Consider the following 24,252-nt stretch of genomic DNA (forward strand, 5'->3'; position numbering starts at 1 on the left):
CTACGGGGTGCCTTCTCTAGTGTAATAACATTCAATGTATCTATTAATTGTTCAAAACTGCCAAAGCCATATCTTTTTTGAGGTACGTACCATGCTCCTGCGTCCAGTTCCACATCGCTTCGAAAATCGGTTGCAGCGCCTTCCCGCTCTCGGTAAATTCATATTCGACATGCAAGGGAACGCCAGGATAAAGAGTACGCGTGACGAGTCCTTTCTCCTCTAACAGCCGCAAACGGTCTGTCAACGTTTTCGGACTTATCGGTTGCAGCTTGCGGCGCAATTCCCCGAATCGCTTGGTCCCGTTTAACAGTTCGAATAAGAGAAGAAGCGTCCATTTCCCATCCAAAAGCTCCAGGATCGGCTCAACGACGCCAGGACAGGATCGATCCATCATCGTAATCACTCCATAGTTCATTTTTTGAAACTATTGCACATAAATGTAACTACTTTTCAAATGTACCATAGACCCATTATGATGTAAATCAATCCAAGGGAATTCATTCCAGTGTTTTAAGAAAGGAGAATGCATCATGAATAGACCCTTTGAGTTGGATCCGACGGAGTACCCGTTCAACGATCGCTGGCTGCCCTACCGCGACGGCCGCATCCATTATCTCGATGAGGGGCAAGGACCTACGGTTCTTCTCCTCCACGGAAACCCTACATGGTCCTATCTTTATCGGAACGTGATCAAAGAGCTTCGCGAGGAATTCCGTCTGATCGCTCCCGATTACCCCGGATTCGGCATGTCGAAGGCACCTAGCGGTTACCGCTTTACGCCGCAAGAGCAATCGGAAGCCGTTCAGCATCTGATTCGACAGTTGGATCTGAAGGATTTGATCGTCGTCGTTCAAGATTGGGGAGGTCCTATCGGCCTGAACTACGCGGTACGGCATCGGAATAACTTGCGCGGTATCGTCGTGATGAATACGTGGGCCTGGCCTGCAGACATTTTACCGATGAAGTTGTTTTCTCTTGCCATGGGGGGTTGGCCGATCGGGCGGTGGCTTCAGACACGGCGCAACTTCTTCGCTAAAGTGATTGTTCCGCACGGGATCCATTATGCCGAGAAAGTGACGGTTAGCTTACGAGCAGCTTATACCGCCCCATTCCCGACCCCGAAGTCTAGAATACCGACATGGGTATTTCCAAGACACATTCGCAAATCGCGAACATGGCTTGCCGACATTGAATCGAATCTGCCGAATTTGCACGATTTGCCTGCGCAAATATTATGGGGAACGAAGGACAGCGCAGGCTTCCCTCTCGAACAGATGGCCAAATGGCAAACACACTTGCCGTTGAACGAAACCGAGATTTTGGAAGATGCCTCGCACTATGTGCAAGAGGATCGGCCAGACCGGGTAGCCGCAGCAATCCGAAGAATAGGGAAAAGAACACGAGGAGGAATTCTAATATGAGAACAATTTTGTGGGCTACCTTAACAGCCAATGGCAATTATGCGCAATCCGGTCCCGAGAACCCGCCGACAAAAGAAGCGTTGAACGACTTCGCGACACTCGCCAAAGCAGCGGGAAATTTCATCGTCGGGCGTCGCACTTTCGAAGGTATGCGCGGAAACGGTGGCCCGGGACCATTCGGCGAAGTCGACATCGTCGTCATTTCAAGAAATGCTTCGGAAATGCCAGGCGTCACGGTTGTGGGGTCGCCGCAGGAAGCCTTGGACTACCTGCGGCAGAAGGGCCATCAAACCGCTCTCATTAGCGGAGGCGCGGATATCCACAATTCATTTCTCGGCGAAGATCTTGTAGACGAAGTGATCTTCAACGTGGCGCCGGTGTTGGAAGGCAAGGGGTTAAATCTCTTGATCGACAAAGAAAATTACCGTTATAAACATGTAACTCTGTTAGACTGCAAGCCCCTCGGAGGTGGCGTCGTTCAACTCCGTTATGCGATTGAGCGATAGATAGGCTCGGCTGACAAACCTATTTAAAAGTGCTAGCATGTTACCTAATGATATCCGACAGATTACGATGCGAGCATGGAGGAATAGGAACGATGATTGAGAACCGTCGCCTTAAAGTCATAATGGAAGTCCAGCAGCAGATGCTGTTATCTAACTTTGATTTGAAGCTATTTATGCAGACGATCTGCGATCGGATGTGCCTATTAACCGATGCCGACGGTTCTACTATCGAGATGCTGGCGGGCGATGAAATGGTTTATGCCGCCGTTAGCGGCACCTTGCAACCTCATCTCGGAATTCGAATAAATAAGAACGGCAGTTTATCGGGCTTGTGCGTGACGGAGAAGGATATCTTGTATTCGCCGGATACGCAACAGGACGATCGCGTCAACAAGGAAGCGACTATGAAAGTCGGTGCGCGGAGCATGGTCTGCGTTCCCCTGTTCGAATCTAGCAACGCCGTCGGCGTGTTGAAAGTCATCTCCGGCCGTATCGATACTTTCTCCAGCCGCGATATCGAGACGTTGCAGTTGTTATCGCTCGCTCTGGGCTCGGAGCTAGGCAAGCAAATCAACTACGACGACAAAATTCGGATTCTGAACGATTACGAGCAATTATTGATTCAATTAAGAGCTGAAATCGAAAGACGCGAAAAACTAGAGAGCGAGCTTATTCAGTTGACGGAGCGCGACATTCTGACAGGATTGCTGAATCGTAGAGGCTTTAGCGTTCGAATCCAAGGCTGGATTAATCGGACCAGTCGAGAAGAAGGCTTATTCGGGGTGTTCTACCTCGATTTGAATAAATTCAAGCAATGCAACGATACTTACGGACATGAGGTCGGCGATCTCGTGCTTGTAGAATTCGCTAATCGCATCAAGAACGCGGTTCGCGAATCCGATCTGATCGCGCGCGTAGGCGGCGATGAGTTCGTAGTGGCGGCATGGCTGCAGAACGACTACGACGGCTTGTTGCAGGTTGCCAAGCGTTTGATCGAGCAACTCGAGTCGCCGATGCGGATTAAGGAGCTTCGTCTTCCGATGACCACCAGCGTCGGCTGTACGCTATGGGCAGAGGGCAGAACGGAGCTCGATCTCATTCGCGTGGCGGACCAATCGATGTATCTCGCCAAGTCCAACGGCACCAACCGGATTGCGGTTAATGGGGAGCTCGTCGGGTAATGTCCCCCCATTTCTCTTATCAGGGTACACCTATTAAAGAAGCGAGAGTGAAGCTGTGCATATTAGAGTAGCCAGTGATTTTGACTACCCGGCTTTAAGAAAGATCTATTCGGAATCCCGTCGTGAAAGTTTTCATTGGGCGGATAGAGAAGCAATGACTTTAGAAGACTTTGATAAGCATACAGAAGGAGAGTATATTATTGTGGCAGAGGAGAATAATCAAATCCTCGGATTTGCTTCTCTATATTTGCCGGATAACTTTATTCATAATTTATTCGTCCACCCCGATTTCTTCGGTAAAGGTGCGGGTGGTTTATTGCTCCATGCCTCTATAGAAAAAATGAAAAAACCGATTAGATTGAAGTGCGTATCAGAAAACCATGCGGCTATCAATTTTTATGAGAGCAAGGGCTGGAAGAAAGTCGTTGAAGAAGGTAATCCGCACGAAAAATATTGGCTTATGGAATACAATTGACCACTCCGCGCATGAAAGCAACGGAATTAAGCTCCAGAGGAATAAACTATTGGAGGCGGCGAGATTCATTCGTGAATGCGAGCACCCGGATTGGGCTGATATGGCCTATGATCTTGGCTACAGCAGTCAACAACATTTCATTACGGACTTCAATCGCGTGCTTGGCAAAACACCATTGCAATACAAGAAAGAACTGGGTTTCCAATCATCCGAATAACAACGCGGCCTACTAACCGCTACATGATAGTCATCGGACGACTTCCAGTTTGGTTAACGCTTTTTCCAGTTGCGTGGCTCTGCTCTTTGCCGATGTTGCCTTTAAGAGCGGCAGGAGGATCGCATATTGAGAGGTCTTGTCTAGCTGACTGAAAGCTTTTCGGGCCTGTTCATGCTGCTCTAACGCCGCTGCAAGATCCGCCGGGATTGTTGCGCATTTCTGCGACTCATAGGCCGCGTCCCATCTTCCATCCTCCTGCGCTCGACGAATTTCAGCATAACCGGGGGCTTTCATCCGTCCTGTCTTCATTAACTCTTCTGCTTTTCGTACGTTAACCATGGACCAAGGGCTTTTCGATCGCCTAGGCGAATAACGCTGCAAGTAATACTCCTCGTTGAACCCTTTACGATGACTATCGATCCACCCATAACACAAGGCGACATCGAGCGCTTCCGGAATAGTGATCGATCGGATGCCCGAATCTTTCTTCGCTATTCTAAGCCATACCTCTTCTCGTCGATCGTAATGACTCGCGAGCCACGATTCCAAATCAGCTGCGTCGGTAAAATCGATAAATTCGAATGGATCGGATGTTTCCACCTGGCACTCTCTCCTTTCACACTTCCATTGTTGTCCTCTTCCTGAATTCACTATACAGATAATAATCGGTGCAGTATTACAAAAAACCGCAGCGGACATGTCTGGATCCGACTATTATCCGATCAAGCTGCAGCAAGTTTAAAGGCCATCCTTATCGGGATGGCCTTTAAATCTCTAAGAAGCAGGATCTTCTCGTTTTCGCTCATTATGATTGTCTCCCCAAGCACACATCATTTCTGTTACAGGGAGCAAAGTTCTGCCGTATTCACTAAGTGAATATTCCACTTTTGGAGGGATGGTGGGATATACCGTTCTTTCAATCACGCCTTCTTGTTCCAACTCTCGAAGATGTTGCGCGAGCATTTTTTGGGAGGCATCAGGTATGAGTTTTTCCAGATCGCCGAATCGCTTGGTTGATTCCGTCAAATTCCATAAAATCATCGACTTCCATTTTCCACCTATAACATGAATAACAGTCTCGATTGGACATTTACGCTGGTGAATCATTGATAAATCACTCCCTTACTTTCAAGTAAGCACCTTACTTTAAAGTGCGTTCTTAACAGCATATTATTACCGGTATACAATAAAGTCAATCAAATGAATTGGAAAAAGGAGACAAATAAATGAGTAAATCTGATTGGGGATTAAAGTCGGCAACATTTTGGTTAGTGGGTGTTGTTACGCTGTTAATGTTGTATTTAGGAGTAAGAGGTTTTATCCAACCCGAAGCTGCGATTCGAGATTTTGGTATACCGCTGAATGACACCGCTGATAAATATCTTGTTCATATAAAAGCAGATCGTGATCTGTTTATTGGTATATTCTTACTAGTCTTGATGGTACTTCGTATGAGAAAAGCATTACTTGTTGTGATGTTAACTTCAATTTTAATGCCTATAGTAGATGCAATATTGGTATTAACGAATGCGGAAGATCAAACACCTTCTTGGATTCATATTGTTACCGCCATATATGGGCTTGTTGTAGGTTGGATGTTGTATCGAGAAGAACGGCAATCCAAAACTAGATCAGTATCATCATAAACAGGACATTTCTAGAACGGGAGGGAAAAACATGTATAATTATCTGCTGTTCATCCATATCATCTCCTCAGTGACGGCCATAGCTGCAGTCATCTTCTATCCCTTAATCATGAGCAGCGCCCGGACAGTGGGACAGGCTAAGTTCGCGCTTGCGTTGCAGGAGAAGACGTCAATCTTGTTGAAACTCGGTGGCACGCTGTTGCTTCTTTCGGGTCTTGCGCTGGGCTTCCAAGAAACATCTTTGTTTCAAGAGCTGTGGTATGTGGCCTCGATTGTCATCTTCTTTGTCATTTTGGTCATCTTTGCCGGACTACTTCCCGCCGGCATCAAGCAGCAGCTTAAGCTGCTGCAGCAGACGCAGGGCGATGATCTGCCTGAGGCGTACCGACTAAACCGTAGACGCTCCGCCTGGCTGGAAGGGGTCGCTAATCTTGCCGTTTTCATCTCGATTCTGCTAATGGTGTTCAAACCTTAGGGGTAACTAGGGCTATCGACTGTAAAGCTGCCAAAAAAATGCATTCTACTGAACCTCTGTTTCTCTGAAGCGAATTCCGAAACGGGGAATTCTTGATACATGGTAGGCAGCTTGCCGATCGAATCTTTGACCTTAACAAGGTAAAGACGTCCGACAGGCGGCATGCCGATCCGATTACCCGGGTTGGTCTGTGAATCTCTTTCATAAACGGGGGCGGCTGAAATCGAAATCAAACCAACATCCCCTAATGCAACTGCTTCCTCAATCGCTTTTTTTACGCCTTGCTCACCCAATGTTCTCAACACCCGAGCATCGTTCGTATGATCGACTGCCCATGATGCCAGGCTTGGGGGATGGGTTGCTCTTCCGGTAAGAACTTCATCCGGCACGGCGGCTCTAGCATCGGAAGGAGCAGCAAGCAACATGATGGATGCGGCCGCAGCGATCATTTTCACGGGAGCCGCAGGAAGATAAACGACGTTACTACCTGCTGCCACTACTCCCTCTCCAACTGCACCTGCTGCCGTTGCCCCTCCAGCTGCCACTACTCCCTCTCCGACAGCACCTGCTGCCGCTGCCCCTCCCGTTACTGCCCCTCCTGTAGAAGTAGCGCCAGTCACGATAGCAATCGGAGCACCGGCTATTGCGACAACAGAAGCAGCCGTAATGACGACTACGCATGTTGCGACAAAAACTGTGCCTGCCATCAGATTTTCGCGCTTTTTATTAATTTCGTCCCATTCTTTCATTTGCATCAACTCTGCAATAGATAAATTAGTCATGCGAGGTACGACATAGGCCATGTTTCTTGGCCCAAACCCCACCATTTGATATTTCACCCGCATGAGGTCAGCGGTTGTTTGATCACGTGCCCGAGCAGGAATCAGGTGAACTTGTTGATAATAGTTTTTATCGGAGCATATGAAGTATCTCTCCCTAGGTTTTCCTATGAATCTGGAGAACATCGCGTTACGGATCGTATCCAGTTGGTTGTCCAATTCTCCGGCGGTCGCCCCCCAACGGAGATTTAACATCGGAACATAATTCACGTTCGTTACCGCGGAAATGGGTTCCGGCTGCTTTACCGGATAACCGTTGATTTCGACGATTTCAAGCTTACTGACTGCAACCATGATCGTTCGAATGGTTTCGGCTCCCAGATCGACGGTTGTCGTTCTAATAAAATGCGTGAGTATGCGTGCAGCTACGTGTTTAGCGAGTTTTTGTTTTTTCTCTTTCATTCTAAAACGCACGCAAAATTTATAGAGCAATAGTCCATCCTCTGCTCTTATTAAATCCATATAAATTTCGAAGATGTCGACGCCTAGTTCTTCTAATTCCAAATCCAAGAGGTATTTTAAGTTCAATTCGAATTTACTTAATAATTTGATTTTTTTCTTATTATTAAGGGGATAGGTTACACCCGGTCGATAAAAACTTAAACGATATCTATCATACATTTCTTTAATGTTTTTCATCTTTTTTTGTCCGGCATACAATCCGGTTGGACTATTTGGTTTTATTTCATAATACTCTTTGCGGTTTCTTTTATTGGTCGAGATATCCGGCCATTGGAAATTGTCTTTCATTAATTGATCTTTCTTGTTAGCAAGTTGATTATGTCGCTTGATCAACATATCCACGTATTTCTCTTTATTTAGTTTATCCCACCAATCATCTATAAAAATTTGCCCTAATTGATCTAAGTCTTTAACGATATCACTTAATGTTAAAACGCCGGTTTCTTTTAAGTAATCAATAATAATAGGCACTTCGGCGATTTTTTCTCCGAATTTTCTCGATTCCGGAGCATTCCCGAAGTACTCGCTAGGCGCAAAACAAATGTGTTGGTAAACTTGTTGACTCTGATCGCCCATCGTAGCTCACCCGCCTCGATCTGATTTTAATAAAACGGGCCGCATATGGTTCAGATAGGTATGGACTTCACGTCGATATCGAGCCCGCTTGTCGGGGTATAATCATACCAACTGGCTATTAGCGAAGCGCCGGCAGCGGCTGAAATGTCTGCATTGACGTCTTCCCCACCCTCCACTCCGTTAGCGCCGTAGGATATCAGATCATACTCGTTTCCCGATCCCGGAAGCTTATAGACCAGATCGTTACCCCATGCGTCTTTGAACGGTGCCCCGGGTAAACCGGATAAGTCCGGCGGATAGCTTCCGTTTATTGTTTTTTCATTTTCCAGGGCTTTAATGACCTCTTCCATGATAGCCCACGTTTTTCTTTGCTGAGGATATAATAAAGGACGCGCATGCTTTTCCGGGTTGGCAGGCGGAATACCGGAATAGTTCGTAAGCGTTTGCGATTTGACCATCTCCGATATTTCTCTGTAGGGCGAGCTATACTTCCCGGATAACTTACCGGTCTCCACAAGCCTCATGAAATCGTCTTCGAATCCAGGACGGATCGTAAGTACGATTCGAGCGTACCCGGCACGCAGAAAATTTTGGTGTTCCGGATCTTGATGCTCGAAAAATAATTTTTCTCTTCCGATTTTCTCGCTGCCCCAGAAATAAGGAAACAGGAAGTAGAGTAGGTTCTCCCACTCGACCGCTTGATGTATGAACTTTACAAACTCACCGAAAGATAGCGCGTCGAGCGTTTCTAGATCCGTCACGCCATACATCGTCGGTGAAATTTGATTGGAACCTTCCTTAAAGTAATGCAATTCATTGTTAAATACTTTCTCGATACAATTATCGACAGATTGTGTGGAAAGAGGGAAACTCGGCCCCACAAGCCACAACATCGTAGACCGCAAGAGCTCTTCCCGTTCCAATCGGCGCAAAGAAAGAGTATCTCTTCCGGAAATTTCGATCCATAATCTATCCCGTTCGGCTTGAAAGCGCGCCAGTCTTTCATGATACCGCGCCTCCGCCGCAGCACGAATCGTTGTCCAAGAGGCCATTTGCCAATTTGCAAAGTGGGCATGCGTTCTCTCAAAAGTAACAGTTAAGCTAATCGTAGCTACGCTGATCCCAACGTATAGATAAGGAATCGTCAGATGTCCCGATTGTCCGATCAGTCTTGGAACTGTACTCTTGTACACGGTTGGATGTGCCTTAGAAAGATTAGGATGGACCTCTTGGTCGTCTAAAACGTAGAACTTGGGACCATTCGGGGCTCCTGGCCAAGGCGTTACTTGTGCTTCGAACGAAGCTTTATGCAAGATATAGCCCGGGGGTACATCAAATTCTATTTGACCATATAGTGTTTTTTGTGCGTCAGGTTCAGGGATATATTCAATTCTTTGAATTGGCAATAACTTGGGTCCGATCATCCATTCAGGTGGAGCCGATAAGGTAGCATTTACGCTTGCTGATTCTTTCTGCCAATTAGACTCCTTCAAGTCCGATGGTTGTAGCGTAAAAACAAACGGTTTGCGGAGCTCTACGTCCAATTCGGCTATCTGCATGTAGCGTGCGAATATTCTTGCACCAGGCGTAGGGATGGTAATATCATAGGTCATTCGCAGACCATAGCGGAACAAATCGGTACGCCATTTTCTCATGAATCGGTAATAGTCGATACGCAAAGCTTTGTCCGCATGCGGATTCGCGACGGTGCGAAACGAACTGTCTTCCACCCCTTTTTTCGTTTCCAGTTTCATCGTTACTTTGTGCTCTTTCCTGGATCTTGCCGATGCCTTCTCCGTAACTTCGCGATTTCGTTGCATGGATTCTTTGGCGGATTTTCGTTCTTCTTCCGTATTCGTAAGGCCGAGGCTTGTCGTTACGCTAACCCCAAAATTGCTATAGGAGGCCGATGCGCCAAAATTTAGCGTGTTCGCATGGCGCGATTCATTTTCCGATGACATTGAGGAGTCCGTTTTTTCCGCCACGCCCCGCTCGCTATAACTCTCGAAATAATCTTGGACGATTTCTTGGAATTCTTGGGAAGAAGTCGACCACTCCTTGTGCGAGATGGTTGCCGATTCGGATGGCGCGAGCGGTACGGTAAACATCAGTTCGCCCCGCTCTTCTCCGACCGGATAAACTTCAAGTCGCTCAAGATACAATTTCCCAACCGGGGGAATGTCCCTGCGCCTTTCAAGAGCTTTGATAATGACATGAATCGAATCGCTCCTGTCACGAGGACGCGCAAGCTCAGCAAACCGGACGATCGCACTCGTCGGGATCTCGGCAAGCTTGGAAGCCAGATCCATATTGGAATACTTATCCTCTTCGGACATGAGCGTTCTAGAGATTCTCAATAATTCCTCCAGATGTTCTAGACCGTCCGAATGCTCTCGATGCACTTGCTCAATAAGGCGAGACAAGTCCTCTATTGTGAGATTCAGAGCATGCAACAGATGCGCCTTTTGAATGCCGCCTCCAGGTTGATCGTCCATTTTTTGCTTCTCTTCCTCAGTGTATTTCTTTTCTATGTAGCTCGCGGTGAGGAGATGCCGTTTACTATTGGTGAGTTCCATATTAATACGACCTCCAAGACGATTTTTTTAAATCACAATAGCTAGATACATAGTGTATCATATCATAATACTAGGTCATTTTTCCATACAATTACAATCATAAAAAAAGGCATCCTCGCCCGACGTCAAGTACGCCGGGGAAGATGCCTGAATATGCCGTTATTAAAAACCTAATCCGTTCACTTCTTGAGTTGGTTAGGACTTGTGTTCACAATCGCTGCCAGCATTCTCTCGCTTCTGACCATTGGAGATTGACATAAGGAGCATACCGGAGCTATGGCAAAGGCGAAATTATCCCTCATCCATCCCTTGCAGTTCTCATCCGAACAAGCCCATATTGCGGTTAATTCATTCGGTATATCTTCAAGCGGTTTTTTCCGAGAATAATACATTTGCATCCCTCTTTCTCCATAGACTCGACGATCGGACCAACGAACAAAAATGCCCCAAACGAGATGTTCGGGGCATAATGCGCGATAATCTTGATTTACAGTTTTACGACATTCTCGGCTTGTGGACCGCGATTGCCCTGTGTGATATTGAATTCTACGCGTTGGCCTTCGTCCAAAGATTTGTAGCCGTCGCCGACGATTGCGCTGAAGTGTACGAATACATCGTTGCCGCCTTCAACCTCGATAAAGCCAAAGCCTTTGTCTGCGTTAAACCATTTCACTGTACCTGTTTCCATACTGATAACCACCTTATTCTTATTTACATGACCTTTTATTTAACGAAATAAAAAATTCACATAGCGTACAAGGTTATTAATCCTAAAAGAATAACCCTCTACGTTATGTGAATTAGGTCACTGCTTTAATGTGTTTATCATACCACACCTGTCCCCAAGTAGCAATTCCAATCTTTGTGTTACCCGGCAAGCAAGATGGTAAAGCGGGATTACGGAGACGAATCCGAATCCCGCTGCTTATGCTTCAGCTCTACAAGCAAGGCATGAAGCTGTTCCGTGGCCAGCCCGTGAAGCACTAGCCGAAACCCTGCCTTTAACGTCGTCAACGGCACCATCGGGTGTTTGTTATTAATGAGAGCAAGCCGGTCGTTGCTACCGATAATCTTGGAGGCCAAGATGCCGATCGTTTCATCCAATTGGAGTGAATTGGTGGCACGCCAGAAGTCGTTATCGGTTAGGAACATCTGGTAGACGGGCGTAAAACATTCGATCGCCGTCGTCAGGTCAAGAAAATTGGTCCACCGCTTCGGCATCGCCTCGATCGGAAGCGGAGTCGAGGTGATCGCATCGAAATTGAGCTTATCCTGCTTAGTTACCTCGATATTCTTTTCCCGCAGCTCGCGGTTGAGATTAATGACGAAGTTGTACAAATTCAGGTCATGAATGAGAAATAGGTCATCCTTCACAGGCTCCAAGTTCGTCGGCTTCAAAGGATTCATCGCGACTTGAACTCCGGGCACATTGTCGCGAATAAATTGCAGCACCTCCGAGCCAAGATAGAAATGTCTTAGAATCATGTAGTTAGCACTCGGGCTGACGAACATCCTCATTCCTCTATATAACACGCGATGCAGAAGCTTGGATGAAGTAAAGGCTTTAGGTACTACGATCTTGTATAGCTGCAACACAATAATCATCAAACGCGCGAACGGCCTTAACACGGGTAGCAGAAATTGCCGCGACTTGCTCGAGCAATCCCTAAGGTAAGCGGCTTTGGCCTCCTCGTTAAACGGAATGCTCTGGTCCAGATAGATCGCCAAGAACGGGTTCGGATCATTCTTGTCATGCGGCATGTTTCTGAAGAAATCCGCTTCGCTCATACGTTACCCAACTCCTCTAACTGAAGAAGATACAAGCGCGCCGTCGTTTTGGCCGTTTTGACGATTCGCGCCGCCACATCGGCCGTAAGCATCGGATGTTGAACGACCATCTCCAATCGTTCGAAATGCTTCTCGTCGGAATCGCTGTGGTACAACAGAAATTCGACCTGCTCATCGTTGAGCTCCAATTGATCGCGAATTAACTCTCCCCAATACCGCGCCATTCTGCAGCCTAGTCCTTCGATAATCCACATAGCTCCAATGAGATCGTACGGATTGTCGCGACTTGCCCTTTGGAACAAATAGGCGGACAGCGCCTCGCTGCCGATGTTTTTGTCTCCGGATTGAATCGTTGCCAGATCTCCTCCGACGGCGACGTAATTCCTCTCTAGAATTTGGAAGTCCCGGTGCTCGTCGCGCGCGTGGGCAATAAAAGCGGAGCGAAGCTCGATATGCTCGATCGCGATATACGAAGCCGCCCGGGCAATCCACTGCGAACCGTCGATGACTTGCTGCCGGATATTTTCCATAAGCGCCTTGTAATCGTCAAGCGTGAATTTGTTATGGTATAGCTTATGAATAATCGGAACTTGGGCGAGTTTCTGTTCGAAATCGATCCATACTTGAACGAGCTGCCGCACAAGCTGCTCTTGCACGGAATCCGACGAATCATATTCGAGATGGGGCGCCTCCGGTTGACGCTCTTCGAACGAGCGAGCGATATCTTGTTTGGAAGGCGATGAGCCGACGACGGTCAGCAACATATAGGAAGTTTGGAACCTGCCGCTTTCCGGCACCATGCACAGCACTTGTTCTCCCGGAGACAGATGTCCCGTATTCAGCAACTCCTCCAGCATGATGTAGATCGAAGCCGCGCCCGTATTCCCCTTCGTGTACAAATTCGTGAACCACTTCTCCTCGGGGATCGTCAGACCGCCAAGCTGCAATAGCCGAAAGATTTCGTCGCGGAAAAAGTGAGAAGAGTAATGGCATACCATCCTATCAATCGCCGCGGGATTAATCTTTCCGCCCTCTACGAGTTCGAAGAATCGATTCACCCCGACCTTCGGCATTTCGTTCACGAGCCGAATGTCTTGCTTAAGGTTAACCGCCCCGTCATCTGCCGCCTCTTGGATCGATGGATAATCGAGCCATGAACCGTGACGTGCGTTATCCTTATTGATTCCCGCATACATACACACGTCGTATTTGTTCGCGTAGGATTGGTTGTCGATCCATTCGATTCGCAGCGATAGCCCTTTCGTTGAAGGCTTATTGCACAGCACCGCCGCACCTGCCCCATCCGACAGCATGAAGCGGAGAAAATCGGTGTCGAAGGGCACCGGGCTATCCGCATAAGAGGCTTGCGCTTCGAAGCGCGTATGCTTGAAGGCGCGGCTTGGAAACTCGCTGGCGCAGGAGACAGCAGTCCCATGCTCGCCGGATTGAACGTGTAAGTAGGCATTCTTAAGCGCATGCATTCCGCTAGCGCAGACGCCGTGATGAGTTGCGATTTCCATGACGGGAAGCTTGGTTTCGGCATGGACCATGCTGGCGAATCCGGGTACGAGCAGATCGCCTTGCGTCGTGGCTGCGGCAAGAAAACCAATTCGGTCTTGAAGAGCTTCGGCGTTCCGTTCCAGCGCGTCATGAATGGCGAGAGAGGCCATCTCCGCGTTCGTATACTGGCTGGTCTGATCTTTATCCATAGCGTAGTGGCGATAGCGAATTTGATTTTGCTCGAGTATGCGACGTTTCGACTTCGAACCTTTGCCGCCTACTCTGCCTAAGTAATCTTCCATTTTGTCATTGCCGATCGGCGAGCCGGGCAGGAATTTTCCAATGCTTGTGATATAGACAGGATTCATAAGGCACCTCGCAGGAAATAGTGGATAGGTTAACCTAATCATCCTCGTTGCGAAGGTTCTCGCATAGTACTAACTATTTGTAGTACCTACACCGCCCTTAGTTAATGTGGTAAAATAACCCATAGCAGAATATTACCGTTGGGAGGTCTGTTCGCAATGAGCGAAGAATTCAAAGGACACGATGGCCTAATTATGGTAGAGCCTTTCAAAGTAACGATTAAATTCAATCGGTTCGCATCCAACGAAAAAGCTTTAAAAGAAATATTTTTAAGAAACATTACGGGCATCGAGATTAAGAAACCGACCTTTTTCGATCCCGGCTATATCGAATTCCTGTATCCTGGTGCCGATAGCGACAATAAAATCGTCATCGCCAGCGACAATCAGTATCTCAATATGCAACGCGTCAAACAGCTAATCGAACATCATCTCTTCGCAGCGCAAAGCGCCGCCGCAGCCCCGGCTTCGCCCGCTCCATCGACGGCAGCGCCTGCCGCGGCATCCGTCTCCATCGTCGACGAGCTTAAGAAAGCTGCCGAGCTTCGTAACGCGGGCATCCTGACTAACGAAGAATTCGAAGAGTTAAAAAGAAGATTATTGGGCTAATCGTTATCATTCCAGAGGAGGAGAAAATGGATGACTCAAGAGTTCAAAGCGGATAATGGAGTTTTAATCGTGGACGAGGAGAAAGTCACTCTCAAGTTCAGTAAAATTTATCGAAAACCCGACACCGTCATTCCATTGAAAGAGATTGAATCTTTCGAGCTTAAGAAGACTCCGTCCTTCTATTTCAATCGCCATGGTTATATCTCGTTCAAGATTAGGGGCGATTACTTCGACCATCCGATGGACAGCCTCCAACAAGTATATGCCAATACTAACGCTCTTGTTGTCGTCTCGAAAACAAGCTATAACAACATGGTAGTCGCGAAGAACCTTATCGATCATTATAAGTCCGCAATCATTCCCGACGAACCTGCCACACCTTCGGCAACTCCTTCTTCTTCCTCTTCTTCTGCCGCTAACGTGATCGAAGAGCTCAGAAAAGCCGCGGAGCTACGCGATGCGGGCATACTGAGCTCCGACGAGTTCGAACAATTGAAGAGAAAGCTAATGAATGGATAAGCCTAGCAACAGCATGAATGCGTGAAAAAACCGACCTAAGTAGGTCGGTTTTTTCACGTATTGCCGAGCGCTAGGCGGAATCCCTCTCTCCAAGAGCCGTATCTCGGATTCCAGCCTTGTTGCAGCGCTTTGGCGTTTAACGCGCCCCGCTCTCCTCTTCCGCTTCTCCGTTCCGTTATGGGAAGCGGTGCGCCAATAGCCTCCGCGTAGACGGGAAGCCACTCGGTTCCGGCCGCCGGTTCATGATCGACGATGTTATAGGAACCTGTCGGCCAATAGAGCGCTTGAGCTGCGGCTTCGGCGGCATCATCGACATGCACGAAGGACGTAACGCCTTCCGTGGCAGGCAATTGCCGCTGCCGCACCTGCTCCGCCATGAAACCGTCCGGAGCATACCAGGTGCCCGCTCCATAGAACAAACCGTAGCGAAGAATCACATGCTCCGGCATCTCGGCAGCGGCGTTTTCCATCGCATAGACGCTTTCAACCGTAGCTTGCCTCGGCTGAGGCGCCTCCAGATCAAGCGGGATATTTTCCGTAGCCGGCCCTTCTCCAGGCGAATAGACCCAAGAAATGCTTTGCACGATCATTTTGCGCACCCCGGCGTCCAGAGACGCTTCTACCAAATGACGGGTAGCCTCCTTGCGGATTCGGGCATTGTCGGCGAAATTTCTATCCTTCAACGATGTAAGCTGATGCATCACGATAGCCGGCTTCGCTTGGCGGATTGCGGCAAATACGCCTTCGCGGTCAAACACGTCCACGATAGCCGGCTCTACCCCCATGCTCCTTAGCTCGGAAGCATGATTCGAATGTCGAGTGAATCCGATCACTTCGTGTCCGGCTTTAACCAACAACGGAATAAGCGCTTGCCCGATGACTCCGCTCGCCCCCGCGACGACGATCTTCATTGTTCATAAACCTCCCTTATGAATAACAAGAGTTCCTTTATTTTTTGCTGTCTATAAGACTGCTCACCAAAGAGTCGTACATGAGAAGCAGCTCCTTCGACGGACGAATGCCGAGCTCCCTGCTTAGCAGCTTCACATAATCGGTGTATTGAGCGTTCAGCGCTTTTTTGTTGCCCTCTTGCGCATGGATCTTCATCAGCAGGCGAACGACCATTTCGTCCAGCGGATTACGAACGTGAAGCTTAGCAAGCAGCTTGTGGGCGGCGGTTGTATTGCGTTGCGAGAGAAGTACCTCGGACAGCCTTGTTACGAAAGAAGCATACAGCTCGGTCAAGCGCTCCGTCTCATGGATTGCCCACACATAAGCTTTGCTACCGAATAGGTCGCCCGTATAGAGTCTTTCCACATGCAGCAGCCTTTCCACATTGCCGGGCTCTATGCTAACCGGTTGACTCGCCTGTTGTTCGAACGATTCGTAATCGATGACCGCGTGGCCCAGCTCCAGAACGTAACCGTCATTCTCCGAACGTACGGTCTCCCGCATGCCGAACGGCTCCAATGACTTGCGCAGCTGGTAGACGGTCGTGTTCAAATATTTCTCCGCGTTATCCCGGGTCATCCCACCGAAAATATCCGTGATCAAGCGGGAACGGGCAACCCGCTTCCCTCGATACAGCAAAAGATAGGCAAACAGCTCGGCGCTTTTGCTGGATATCCATTTCACCCGTCCCGACTCGTTCTGGATGGAGAAGTCGCCTAACGCCGTAATGACAAGCTCTCGCGCTCCACTGGCAACCGAGTCCTCACGCAGACGCGCGTGAAAGGAATCCCGACCTGCTAATATGCGGTTAACCGTTCGTTCTAGGCGCTCTTGAGACACCGGCTTAACCAAGTAATCCACCACGGACAGCTCGAACGCCTGTAAAGCATATTGCTTGTGCGAAGTAACGAATACGATCTGCGCCCGGCAACCCGCTTGCTCCATCTCCGCCGCGAACGCGAGCCCGCTCTCGCCCTGCATGGAAATATCCACGAATGCCAGCCCGATATCGGCGTTCTCGTTCAGGAACGCGGCCGCGGACCGCGTGTCCGTGAAAGCGCCCGCGACCTGCACCTCGGGAAGCTTGACCAGCATTTTCCGCATAATCAGATGCATCACGGGTTCATCGTCAACTAAGATGACCTTCATGGATTCCCACCGCCGCTTCCCTTTTCATCAACATCTCGCTACTCTCCGATCCGGGCAAAGTGAACACGAATGTCGTCCCTTTCCCGGGTACGCTGTCAAACCAGAGGCTCCCTCCGTGGATGCGAAGAAATTCGCGGGTTAGCACGAGACCGAATCTCATCTCGCCCCCTTCGTTCTCCACGCCCGGTTCCTTGAAAAATAATTGTTCCTGCCGCAGCAGCTTGGACGTCTCTTCGTCGATTCCCGCCCCATTGTCCCTTACGTAAACTTTGACCAAATTGCCCTCCAAGGCGGCTTCGATCTCGATCGCTCCGCCGATTCCGGTGAACTTGATCGCGTTCGATAGCAGGTTGCGAAGGATCAGATCGAGCATCTCCTTGTCGGCGACCACCGTCAACGTCTCGTCGACCCGCTCCGTCATCCGAATGCGTTTCATGCCGGCTCTCGTCCCGGCTAGGGACAACGCCTGCCGGACAACTTGTTGCAAGTTCCACTCCAACGGGCGGAAAGAAACTTCCCCGTTCTGGCTGCGATACCAGTCGAGCAGGTTGTCGACGAGATGGAACGTACTGCGCACTTGTCCCTTAATCTCCCGGAACACTTCCGCATGGAGGATATCGGAGTCCGCGGGCTCCTCGCCCAGCAGCTCGGTCAAGCTGACCAGATGCGCGATCGGATCGCGGATATCGTGAGCCACGACGGTGAACAGCTTGTCCTTGAACGCGTTCAATTGGGACATCTGCCGGGCAGTCTCGCGCAAGCGCGTCTCATTCTCCATAAGCTCCGTAATATCGTTGAACATTAACATTTTACCGATCGAATGATTGCCGGTATCGTGAATATAAGAAAGACTGCAAATATAATGCTTGTTCTGGCTTTCTTGATCTGACTGCAAGGAGAAGCGTTCATCCCGGCCATCCGCCGCGGCGATCCGTTCCATCAAACCGGGAATTTCCGACAAGATGCCGTTACCGGGCACGGGATAGCTCGGGTAAGCGGTCAGTTTCGGAAATACTTCAACAGCCGCGACATTATAACTGACGATCTGATCCTCATGATCCAGCAAGACGACTCCGTCCCGAATCGTATCGAACACTTTAGCCAACGCAAGCGGCGTTAACCGAAGCAGATTGAACCGGAAGATGCCCCACAAGTAGACGATGCCCGATACGGCGAAACCGAACGGAGTAAAATCGATATCTTGCACGAATACGTAGATGACGTTAAAGAATGCCGGTGCAGCCGCTCCCAGGATAAGAACAACGGCCTGCTTCCTCACTTGGGGCAGCATTCGCCAGTACATCGGTATAATCGCCCACATGCCGCAAGCTAAAATAAAATAGTTGTAAATCGCATGCACTTTATACCATGGGCCTTTGACGGTCGTATAGGAAGAAGCCGAAGAATCCGCGCTTAGAATGTATTCCGAATAGACGAGATGATGCCAATCGTTCGTGAGTTGGAGGATGAAGGTCAGAGTGGGGATGACGAACAAGATGACGGTAAGACGACTTCGCAATCGCGCCGTCCCGCCGGTAAACTGTATGATCAGAAGAAGCCATAACGACGTGACGAACGGTATGCCCAAGTATTGGAGCTGAAGGGACAGCTTAACGCCCCGCAAGCTTGGGCTCAGAATCTCGAAAGCGTAACCCAGCGCATAACAGGCCGCCGCCAGCATAACAAGAATCATCGTCCTCGCGACATCAAGCTGGCGTTTCCGGTAAGATAGCAACGCCACGAACAGCATAAGCGCCGTCGCTATTAACAGCATGATCGCCATCCATTGTCTTGTGTCCACGACTGCGGCCTCCATTACTCATATCGATGCGTAACCGATCCTTCAGGGATCGGACTAAGATTATCTTAATTTATTATAGCATTAAGCATAGGGAGCACGGGAGTTTAATAGGTTCTCTTAGTCATTTAATGGAATTAAAATCTAATGGCACAAATCATAATTAAGCATCAAAAAACCGGCACCTAACGGCACCGGCTGTCGATTCCCTATAAGCTATGCACCTTAACGATTAATCCCGGCTCGCGATTTTCGAGAGAAGACGAAGCATCTCCAGATACAACCACACCAACGTAACCATCAAGCCGAATGCCCCATACCATTCCATGTGTTTAGGAGCGCCTTGCTCTGCGCCCTTTTCGATAAAATCGAAATCAAGAACGAGGTTCAAGGCAGCGACGATAACGATGACAAGCGAAATGCCGATGCCGATCAAGCTGTTATCGTGCAGATAAGGAACCGTGACGCCGAACATGCCTAAAATAAAGCTGAGTAAATAAATCAAGGCGATTCCCGCCGTCGCTGCGAACACTCCGAGCTTGAAATTTTCCGTTGCCTTAATGATTCTTGTTTTATACGCAAGAAGCAACGCGATAAACACGCACATCGTCAGCAAAGCCGCCTGCAACGTTATGCCCTGATAGGCCGATTCGTAATTCGCCGATATTCCTCCCAGGAATATTCCCTCAAGCGCGGCATAGAGAGGCACAAGATAAGGCGAAGCCGTCGGCTTAAAGCTGATAATCAAGGCGAGGACAAATCCGCAGATCCCTCCTCCGATCGCAAGCGGGAGAACGTTGTGCCCGTTGAAGTACATCGACCAGGTAACGAATGCCCCGCCCAGCAGAATCGCGAGCATGATGAACGCCTTGTTCACAGTTCCTTCGATCGTCATTCTCTCCGTACTACCGTAACCCTTCGTATGTTCAAACGTGTTGTCATTCAATGTGGGATTGCCGCTGCGACCTATCACCAGAGAAACACCTCGCCCGTTATTTTATTCCAATTATAGCATGGGTTATGAAGGGTTAGACAAGACCTGTTTTTGAGCGTGGAGTTTGATTAAAAGGGGCTGGACAGCAGCTTGTTAATCATCTCGTCCCGTAAATATTCTATGCTATTAAACCTATATAATTCTCTTCCCCAATGTTCAAATACAGCATCGTCGATCCGTCGTCGCCGTTCGTGCGCGAATAGATGCGGGACATGTAGCCCTATCAGTCGGTTTGTCGACTATCTCGCTCCGAGAAGGATTACCGAGGTGGAATTAGTCGGTTTTGTCGACTATCTTGCGTCCGAGAAGGAGCATCGAGGTGGAATTAGTCGGTTTTGTCGACTATCTCGCTCTGAGAATGATTACCGTGGTGGAATTAGTCGGTTTTGTCGATTAACTTGCGTCCTTTTTCTGATAGGTTACGTGGTTAAACCAATTTCTGCTACTTGAATCAAACGAGAATGCGATCGAACACGCAAAGAAAAAGGCGCCTTTACAGGCGCCTTTGCTACGAGGTATATAGGCTTAGCGATTCGATTTACCTTGGGACTTCCCTTGGCCTTAGTTGGCTACATTCCCAGCGTACGGGCGAAAGCCAATGTATTGTTCAAGATAAGATCCTTGTTCGATAAAGACGACTGAGCAATTTGGGTTTTCATCGATTCTACGAAATCATTTACGTTATTTGCGTTTACGCTTTCAAATCGATTATCTATTTTCGTTATGCGCAATCCCGTCATTACCTTATCTTGATTATCGCGGTAAGCCTTCGCCCAATCCGGATTTTTCTGCAGCTTCTGGGCAAATTGAATGAGTATGCTTCCTGTATTTCCTCCGCTGGCGATAACCTCTTTTAATTTCGCGTACGCTTCAGGATCATACTTTTGCATTAATGCCCCTGCGTTAACATAATCATCCGGCGCTCCGCGAGGTCTCTGGGGTAATTCCACGTAGGTTACATTGCCTGTCTCCGGGTCAGCCTTTCGAGTAGTGGCAACCGCCGCCAACAAGTTGATCGTATCCAAGAATTCAGACCCTTCTTCGGGTTGCATATAATGATCCGCCAGAAATTTCGCTTGAGATAAGCCTGTTTCTATTAAGGAAGAGCGTTCCTCGGCACTATAGTCTACGTTGGCAGCAAACAAATTGGATTCGATTAGACGATTTACCGCTTCAACGACTTCCGGAGCCTTCCCGGCAAGTACCTTGTCTAAAGAAGCTTTGATATCTTCATTGAAGTACATTTGCGCAGCTTTATGCTCGATAACCCCGCTTGGCAGTTCACGGGCAGCTACACTGCTAAGATCCACGGTATCGTGTTGAAGGAATTGCGATAGGTTGCCGCTTTCCAGTTTAGGAGAATTAGGAGTCTCTGATGCAGTATATAGATTGGGTATCGTTGCATTGGGATTAATTCTCATATTTGGTTCTCCTCCAAGTTGATTTCATATTTAATCCAAATCACTTTATTTTAGCCAAAAAGCCTATCTACTCTTCATCTCAATGCCTTTCATTCCTAATGACTCCAGGATTCGAATCACTTCTTGCATGGCAATTTCGACCTCATGCTTAGATCCCATTGTATCCGCGGCTTGGCAGATGCTAACTATTCGATCCACGTACTCTTTATTTTGCGGATACCCGTCAAGCTCTTCTCTAATAGGAAGAAGGGAGGGAAACGACACGATAGCCCATGACAGCATCAAAACAATCGACCACTTGTAACGATATTCGTTAACGTAGCCATGCGTTATCCACGTAGTAGCCCTAGAAATTCTCATGGCTTGTTCTATAGGATCTAATCGATACGCCTTGGTTAAAGATAGGACATGCGGATGACTAAATAATTCGATTAACCTCCCGCCTATATTCTCCCGATCCCAGTGATCTATAATATCGGGCAGACCGCGAGCGATATAATCGGCTTCTCCGAGTTCGTGAATAACAATGGAATTCATCTCGGCAAGATTTACATTTGGTTTTACTTTAATCGTAACGTCTTTAATGTATTCACTCGTAAATGCCGTGTACTTAACATCGTTGGTCAAGCTGACTTCCCAATTTAGTATTTTCCCGTATTGAATGACGTTTCGGGAGACATCCTCGTACAGTTCCCTTGCTTCAGGAGCATGTTGTAAAAAGCAGGCCAAGACAGCGTCGCTAGCTGCCTTGGCCTTTTCTTTGTGAAAACCTTGGCTATGGCTAAATGCGTCTTCATATATCTCTCCGAGAGATACTGTGTCCACTACAACAACCTCCTTACGCAACGCTGCAATTACAGCTTAAACTTCTCAACCGCAGCTTCCAAACCGGCGCTTCTCTGCTTAAGCAGCTCCGTCGTATCCGCAATACGTTGCGCAGCTTCTAATTGATCTGCCGACATCTTCTGAATGGTTGCCGTATTCTCCGCAGCCTGTATGGAAATCTGAGAGATTTGCTCTACCGATGCGGCAACTTCCTCGGAACCGGCTAGAACTTCCTCCGCGCCAGCCGATATTTCCTGAATCTGATTGTTCACGATAATGAACCGTTCAATCGTATGGTTGAACAGCAACTCGGCTTGTTTGGATAGCTCCGTCCCTTTGCTCATCTCTTCGCTTCCCGCCAACATCCTCTCGCCAATATGGGCCGATTCTTGTTGGATTTGTTGAAGCAGGGACGTTATGTGCTGCGCGGACACGGAGGAAGCTTCCGCCAGCTTACGCACTTCCCCGGCTACGACTGCGAAGCCCGCTCCTTGCTCTCCTGCTCTTGCAGCCTCGATGGAGGCATTCAGCGCCAGCAGCTTGGTCTGGTCGGCGATACTCGTAATCGATTGGAGAACCGGTCCAATCTCATTCATGTAGGTATTGAGAAGCTGTACGGAATTCGTCGTCTGTGAAGCAACATCCGACATTGTGGCTACTTGATCTTTCAAACTATGAATCGATTGTTTGCCTTCCTCGGCGGTTTCCAACGCTTCCTGGGAAGCGATCAACACATTAGCAGAAGCTTCCGACACTCGCTGAATGGCTAGAGTAATTTCCTCCATCGAATTGGCGCTTTCCTCCGCCCCTTGACGTTGATGCAGCGCTCCATCCGCCAATTCCGTAAGCGATTGTTCGAGCTTCACGTTTAAGCTGACCATTTGCTCGGACTCCGAGCTAAATTGAACTGTAGATTGAACAAGATTGTGCGTCGTTGCCGTCATATCCTTAACAACATCCCCAAGCGTAACTCCCAGTCTCTCGCTCATCCGGGTCATGGCCGAATACACTTGTCCGATTTCGTCATTCGAGCGTACTTGCTTGGTACTCATATGAGCTTTGGCTTCCGCCACATCTCCACGAGCGATCGCTTCCGCTCCCTTAACGATAATGCCTAACGGTCGCAGTGCACGAGACATGAACCACACGATCAAGACGAAGAAAAATAACACTAATATCCCCATCAAGACAAATACCGGCGTACTTTGTTTAAGGACATCCCGATAGATCGTCTTCGACACGGATACGTCCGTATCGATTCCTAGCGCCCCGATGATTGCTCCAGCCGAATCGCGAAGGGGGACATAAGACGAGATATAATCGCCATACTCCGGATTCTTAATGATTCCTGACTTGGCAGACTCCCCGTTCATAATCGCTTCAACCGCATCCTTCGGCATATCGGTCACTTCACCGATCGGAGACGCCGAATCCGATCCTTTCGGCTGACCATCGATCAGGATGATGGGCTGCCCTTGGTCGTCAATTTGTACCGTATACACATACACCGCACCGATCTGTAAGCGATAACGATTCAGCTCTTCCCGAATACTCCAATAGAGATCGTTCTCTTGGACATCTTGCAAGTAAGTTTCATAGGATTTCAAATCAAACTGACCAGCATAAGCCTCCGCCGTATGGATACTGAACTGGCCTATCGCTTCTTCGCTGGCTTTCTTGGTGTTCTGTATTTGCATATATATTAAAGTAGTAGACAGGATAATAAGTATCGCCAGAATAATAACCGATAGCTTGAATACCAAGCGGCTTCTAAGTCTAGACATGATGATGTCGAATCCCCTTCGGAAGTGGTTTGCCTAATATTGTGCAACTTACTTCCCTTTTTTTACTATTTGATTCGACAATGTTCGCGCGTTCTCCTTCAAGATTTTTCGGCATGTTTAAAAAAGAGAACCTTGGGATGACACGTCGGACTCACTTCCGCCACAATGCCGTTTA

Annotated in this window: 25 protein-coding genes; 9 read left to right on the plus strand and 16 right to left on the minus strand. The window is 48.4% G+C overall.

What is annotated here, in order from left to right; all coding sequences use genetic code 11:
- Positions 1-43 precede the first annotated feature (43 nt).
- Positions 44-394: a winged helix-turn-helix transcriptional regulator gene (locus L3D05_RS12290; RefSeq protein WP_239616340.1), complete on the minus strand. Its 351-nt coding sequence runs from the start codon at positions 392-394 to the stop codon at positions 44-46.
- Between the two features lie 136 nt (positions 395-530).
- Here L3D05_RS12290 and L3D05_RS12295 point away from each other — a divergent pair, with 136 nt between their 5' ends.
- From L3D05_RS12295 to L3D05_RS26725, 5 genes are all read left to right on the plus strand, one after another.
- On the plus strand, positions 531-1,421 hold the full coding sequence (locus L3D05_RS12295; RefSeq protein WP_239616341.1) for an alpha/beta fold hydrolase: 891 nt from the start codon (positions 531-533) through the stop codon (positions 1,419-1,421).
- Complete coding sequence (locus tag L3D05_RS12300) at positions 1,418-1,927, plus strand: dihydrofolate reductase family protein (RefSeq protein WP_239616342.1); 510 nt, start codon at positions 1,418-1,420, stop codon at positions 1,925-1,927. The genes L3D05_RS12295 and L3D05_RS12300 overlap by 4 nt, the downstream gene beginning before the upstream one ends.
- A 92-nt stretch (positions 1,928-2,019) precedes the next feature.
- Positions 2,020-3,108 (plus strand): sensor domain-containing diguanylate cyclase, encoded by a 1,089-nt coding sequence (locus tag L3D05_RS12305; RefSeq protein ID WP_239616343.1) that lies wholly within the window; start codon positions 2,020-2,022, stop codon positions 3,106-3,108.
- A 55-nt stretch (positions 3,109-3,163) separates the two neighbouring features.
- Complete coding sequence (locus L3D05_RS12310; protein ID WP_239616344.1) at positions 3,164-3,583, plus strand: GNAT family N-acetyltransferase; 420 nt, start codon at positions 3,164-3,166, stop codon at positions 3,581-3,583.
- Positions 3,507-3,800, plus strand: a complete 294-nt coding sequence (locus tag L3D05_RS26725; protein WP_369417970.1) for a helix-turn-helix domain-containing protein — start codon at positions 3,507-3,509, stop codon at positions 3,798-3,800. Before L3D05_RS12310 ends, L3D05_RS26725 begins: the two co-directional genes overlap by 77 nt.
- A gap of 30 nt (positions 3,801-3,830) precedes the next feature.
- Here L3D05_RS26725 and L3D05_RS12320 read toward each other — a convergent pair whose 3' ends face one another.
- Positions 3,831-4,400, minus strand: a complete 570-nt coding sequence (locus tag L3D05_RS12320) for a YdeI/OmpD-associated family protein (RefSeq protein ID WP_239616346.1) — start codon at positions 4,398-4,400, stop codon at positions 3,831-3,833.
- A gap of 174 nt (positions 4,401-4,574) precedes the next feature.
- The gene (locus tag L3D05_RS12325) at positions 4,575-4,907 is read right to left on the minus strand and encodes a winged helix-turn-helix transcriptional regulator (RefSeq protein ID WP_239616347.1); all 333 of its coding nucleotides are present in this window, start codon (positions 4,905-4,907) and stop codon (positions 4,575-4,577) included.
- Positions 4,908-5,026: 119 nt separating this feature from the next.
- Here L3D05_RS12325 and L3D05_RS12330 point away from each other — a divergent pair, with 119 nt between their 5' ends.
- Together L3D05_RS12330 and L3D05_RS12335 are read left to right on the plus strand one after the other, a co-directional pair.
- Positions 5,027-5,446, plus strand: coding sequence for a DUF4267 domain-containing protein (locus tag L3D05_RS12330; RefSeq protein WP_239616348.1), 420 nt, complete (start codon positions 5,027-5,029; stop codon positions 5,444-5,446).
- A gap of 31 nt (positions 5,447-5,477) precedes the next feature.
- The gene (locus L3D05_RS12335; RefSeq protein WP_239616349.1) at positions 5,478-5,921 is read left to right on the plus strand and encodes a DUF2269 family protein; all 444 of its coding nucleotides are present in this window, start codon (positions 5,478-5,480) and stop codon (positions 5,919-5,921) included.
- Here the strand turns inward: L3D05_RS12335 and L3D05_RS12340 are convergent.
- The 6 genes from L3D05_RS12340 to L3D05_RS12365 form a co-directional block, all read right to left on the minus strand.
- Positions 5,918-7,798: a hypothetical protein gene (locus L3D05_RS12340; RefSeq protein ID WP_239616350.1), complete on the minus strand. Its 1,881-nt coding sequence runs from the start codon at positions 7,796-7,798 to the stop codon at positions 5,918-5,920. The genes L3D05_RS12335 and L3D05_RS12340 overlap by 4 nt on opposite strands.
- A 50-nt stretch (positions 7,799-7,848) precedes the next feature.
- Positions 7,849-10,374, minus strand: a complete 2,526-nt coding sequence (locus L3D05_RS12345; protein WP_239616351.1) for a type II secretion system protein GspG — start codon at positions 10,372-10,374, stop codon at positions 7,849-7,851.
- Between the two features lie 179 nt (positions 10,375-10,553).
- Positions 10,554-10,766 carry a cold-shock protein gene (locus L3D05_RS12350; protein ID WP_239616352.1) on the minus strand — a complete coding sequence of 71 codons (213 nt, stop codon included), beginning with the start codon at positions 10,764-10,766 and terminating at the stop codon, positions 10,554-10,556.
- Positions 10,767-10,861: 95 nt separating this feature from the next.
- Positions 10,862-11,062 carry a cold-shock protein gene (locus tag L3D05_RS12355; protein ID WP_239616353.1) on the minus strand — a complete coding sequence of 67 codons (201 nt, stop codon included), beginning with the start codon at positions 11,060-11,062 and terminating at the stop codon, positions 10,862-10,864.
- 209 nt (positions 11,063-11,271) lie between these two features.
- Positions 11,272-12,162: a DUF6999 family protein gene (locus tag L3D05_RS12360; protein WP_239616354.1), complete on the minus strand. Its 891-nt coding sequence runs from the start codon at positions 12,160-12,162 to the stop codon at positions 11,272-11,274.
- Positions 12,159-14,030: a 3-oxoacyl-[acyl-carrier-protein] synthase III C-terminal domain-containing protein gene (locus L3D05_RS12365; protein ID WP_239616355.1), complete on the minus strand. Its 1,872-nt coding sequence runs from the start codon at positions 14,028-14,030 to the stop codon at positions 12,159-12,161. Before L3D05_RS12365 ends, L3D05_RS12360 begins: the two co-directional genes overlap by 4 nt.
- A 156-nt stretch (positions 14,031-14,186) precedes the next feature.
- Here L3D05_RS12365 and L3D05_RS12370 point away from each other — a divergent pair, with 156 nt between their 5' ends.
- Together L3D05_RS12370 and L3D05_RS12375 are read left to right on the plus strand one after the other, a co-directional pair.
- Positions 14,187-14,636: an SHOCT domain-containing protein gene (locus tag L3D05_RS12370; protein WP_239616356.1), complete on the plus strand. Its 450-nt coding sequence runs from the start codon at positions 14,187-14,189 to the stop codon at positions 14,634-14,636.
- Between the two features lie 30 nt (positions 14,637-14,666).
- Positions 14,667-15,155 (plus strand): SHOCT domain-containing protein, encoded by a 489-nt coding sequence (locus L3D05_RS12375; protein ID WP_239616357.1) that lies wholly within the window; start codon positions 14,667-14,669, stop codon positions 15,153-15,155.
- Positions 15,156-15,208: 53 nt separating this feature from the next.
- On the opposite strand, the gene L3D05_RS12380 is transcribed toward L3D05_RS12375, so the two are convergent.
- The 7 genes from L3D05_RS12380 to L3D05_RS12410 form a co-directional block, all read right to left on the minus strand.
- Positions 15,209-16,066: an NAD-dependent epimerase/dehydratase family protein gene (locus L3D05_RS12380; RefSeq protein WP_239616358.1), complete on the minus strand. Its 858-nt coding sequence runs from the start codon at positions 16,064-16,066 to the stop codon at positions 15,209-15,211.
- A gap of 37 nt (positions 16,067-16,103) precedes the next feature.
- On the minus strand, positions 16,104-17,255 hold the full coding sequence (locus tag L3D05_RS12385; protein WP_239616359.1) for a response regulator: 1,152 nt from the start codon (positions 17,253-17,255) through the stop codon (positions 16,104-16,106).
- The gene (locus L3D05_RS12390) at positions 17,236-19,056 is read right to left on the minus strand and encodes a sensor histidine kinase (protein ID WP_239616360.1); all 1,821 of its coding nucleotides are present in this window, start codon (positions 19,054-19,056) and stop codon (positions 17,236-17,238) included. The genes L3D05_RS12385 and L3D05_RS12390 overlap by 20 nt, the downstream gene beginning before the upstream one ends.
- 229 nt (positions 19,057-19,285) lie before the next feature.
- A complete protein-coding gene (locus tag L3D05_RS12395) occupies positions 19,286-20,026 on the minus strand; it encodes a Bax inhibitor-1/YccA family protein (protein WP_239616361.1) in 741 nt (246 codons plus the stop codon).
- Positions 20,027-20,616: 590 nt separating this feature from the next.
- A complete protein-coding gene (locus L3D05_RS12400) occupies positions 20,617-21,468 on the minus strand; it encodes a hypothetical protein (RefSeq protein ID WP_239616362.1) in 852 nt (283 codons plus the stop codon).
- Positions 21,469-21,531: 63 nt separating this feature from the next.
- Positions 21,532-22,293 carry a hypothetical protein gene (locus L3D05_RS12405; protein WP_239616363.1) on the minus strand — a complete coding sequence of 254 codons (762 nt, stop codon included), beginning with the start codon at positions 22,291-22,293 and terminating at the stop codon, positions 21,532-21,534.
- A 29-nt stretch (positions 22,294-22,322) separates the two neighbouring features.
- Entirely contained in the window at positions 22,323-24,077 is a 1,755-nt protein-coding gene (locus L3D05_RS12410) for a methyl-accepting chemotaxis protein (RefSeq protein WP_239616364.1), read from the minus strand.
- Positions 24,078-24,252 lie beyond the last annotated feature (175 nt).

Source organism: Cohnella mopanensis, assembly GCF_022352055.1.
Taxonomy (GTDB): domain Bacteria; phylum Bacillota; class Bacilli; order Paenibacillales; family Paenibacillaceae; genus Cohnella; species Cohnella mopanensis.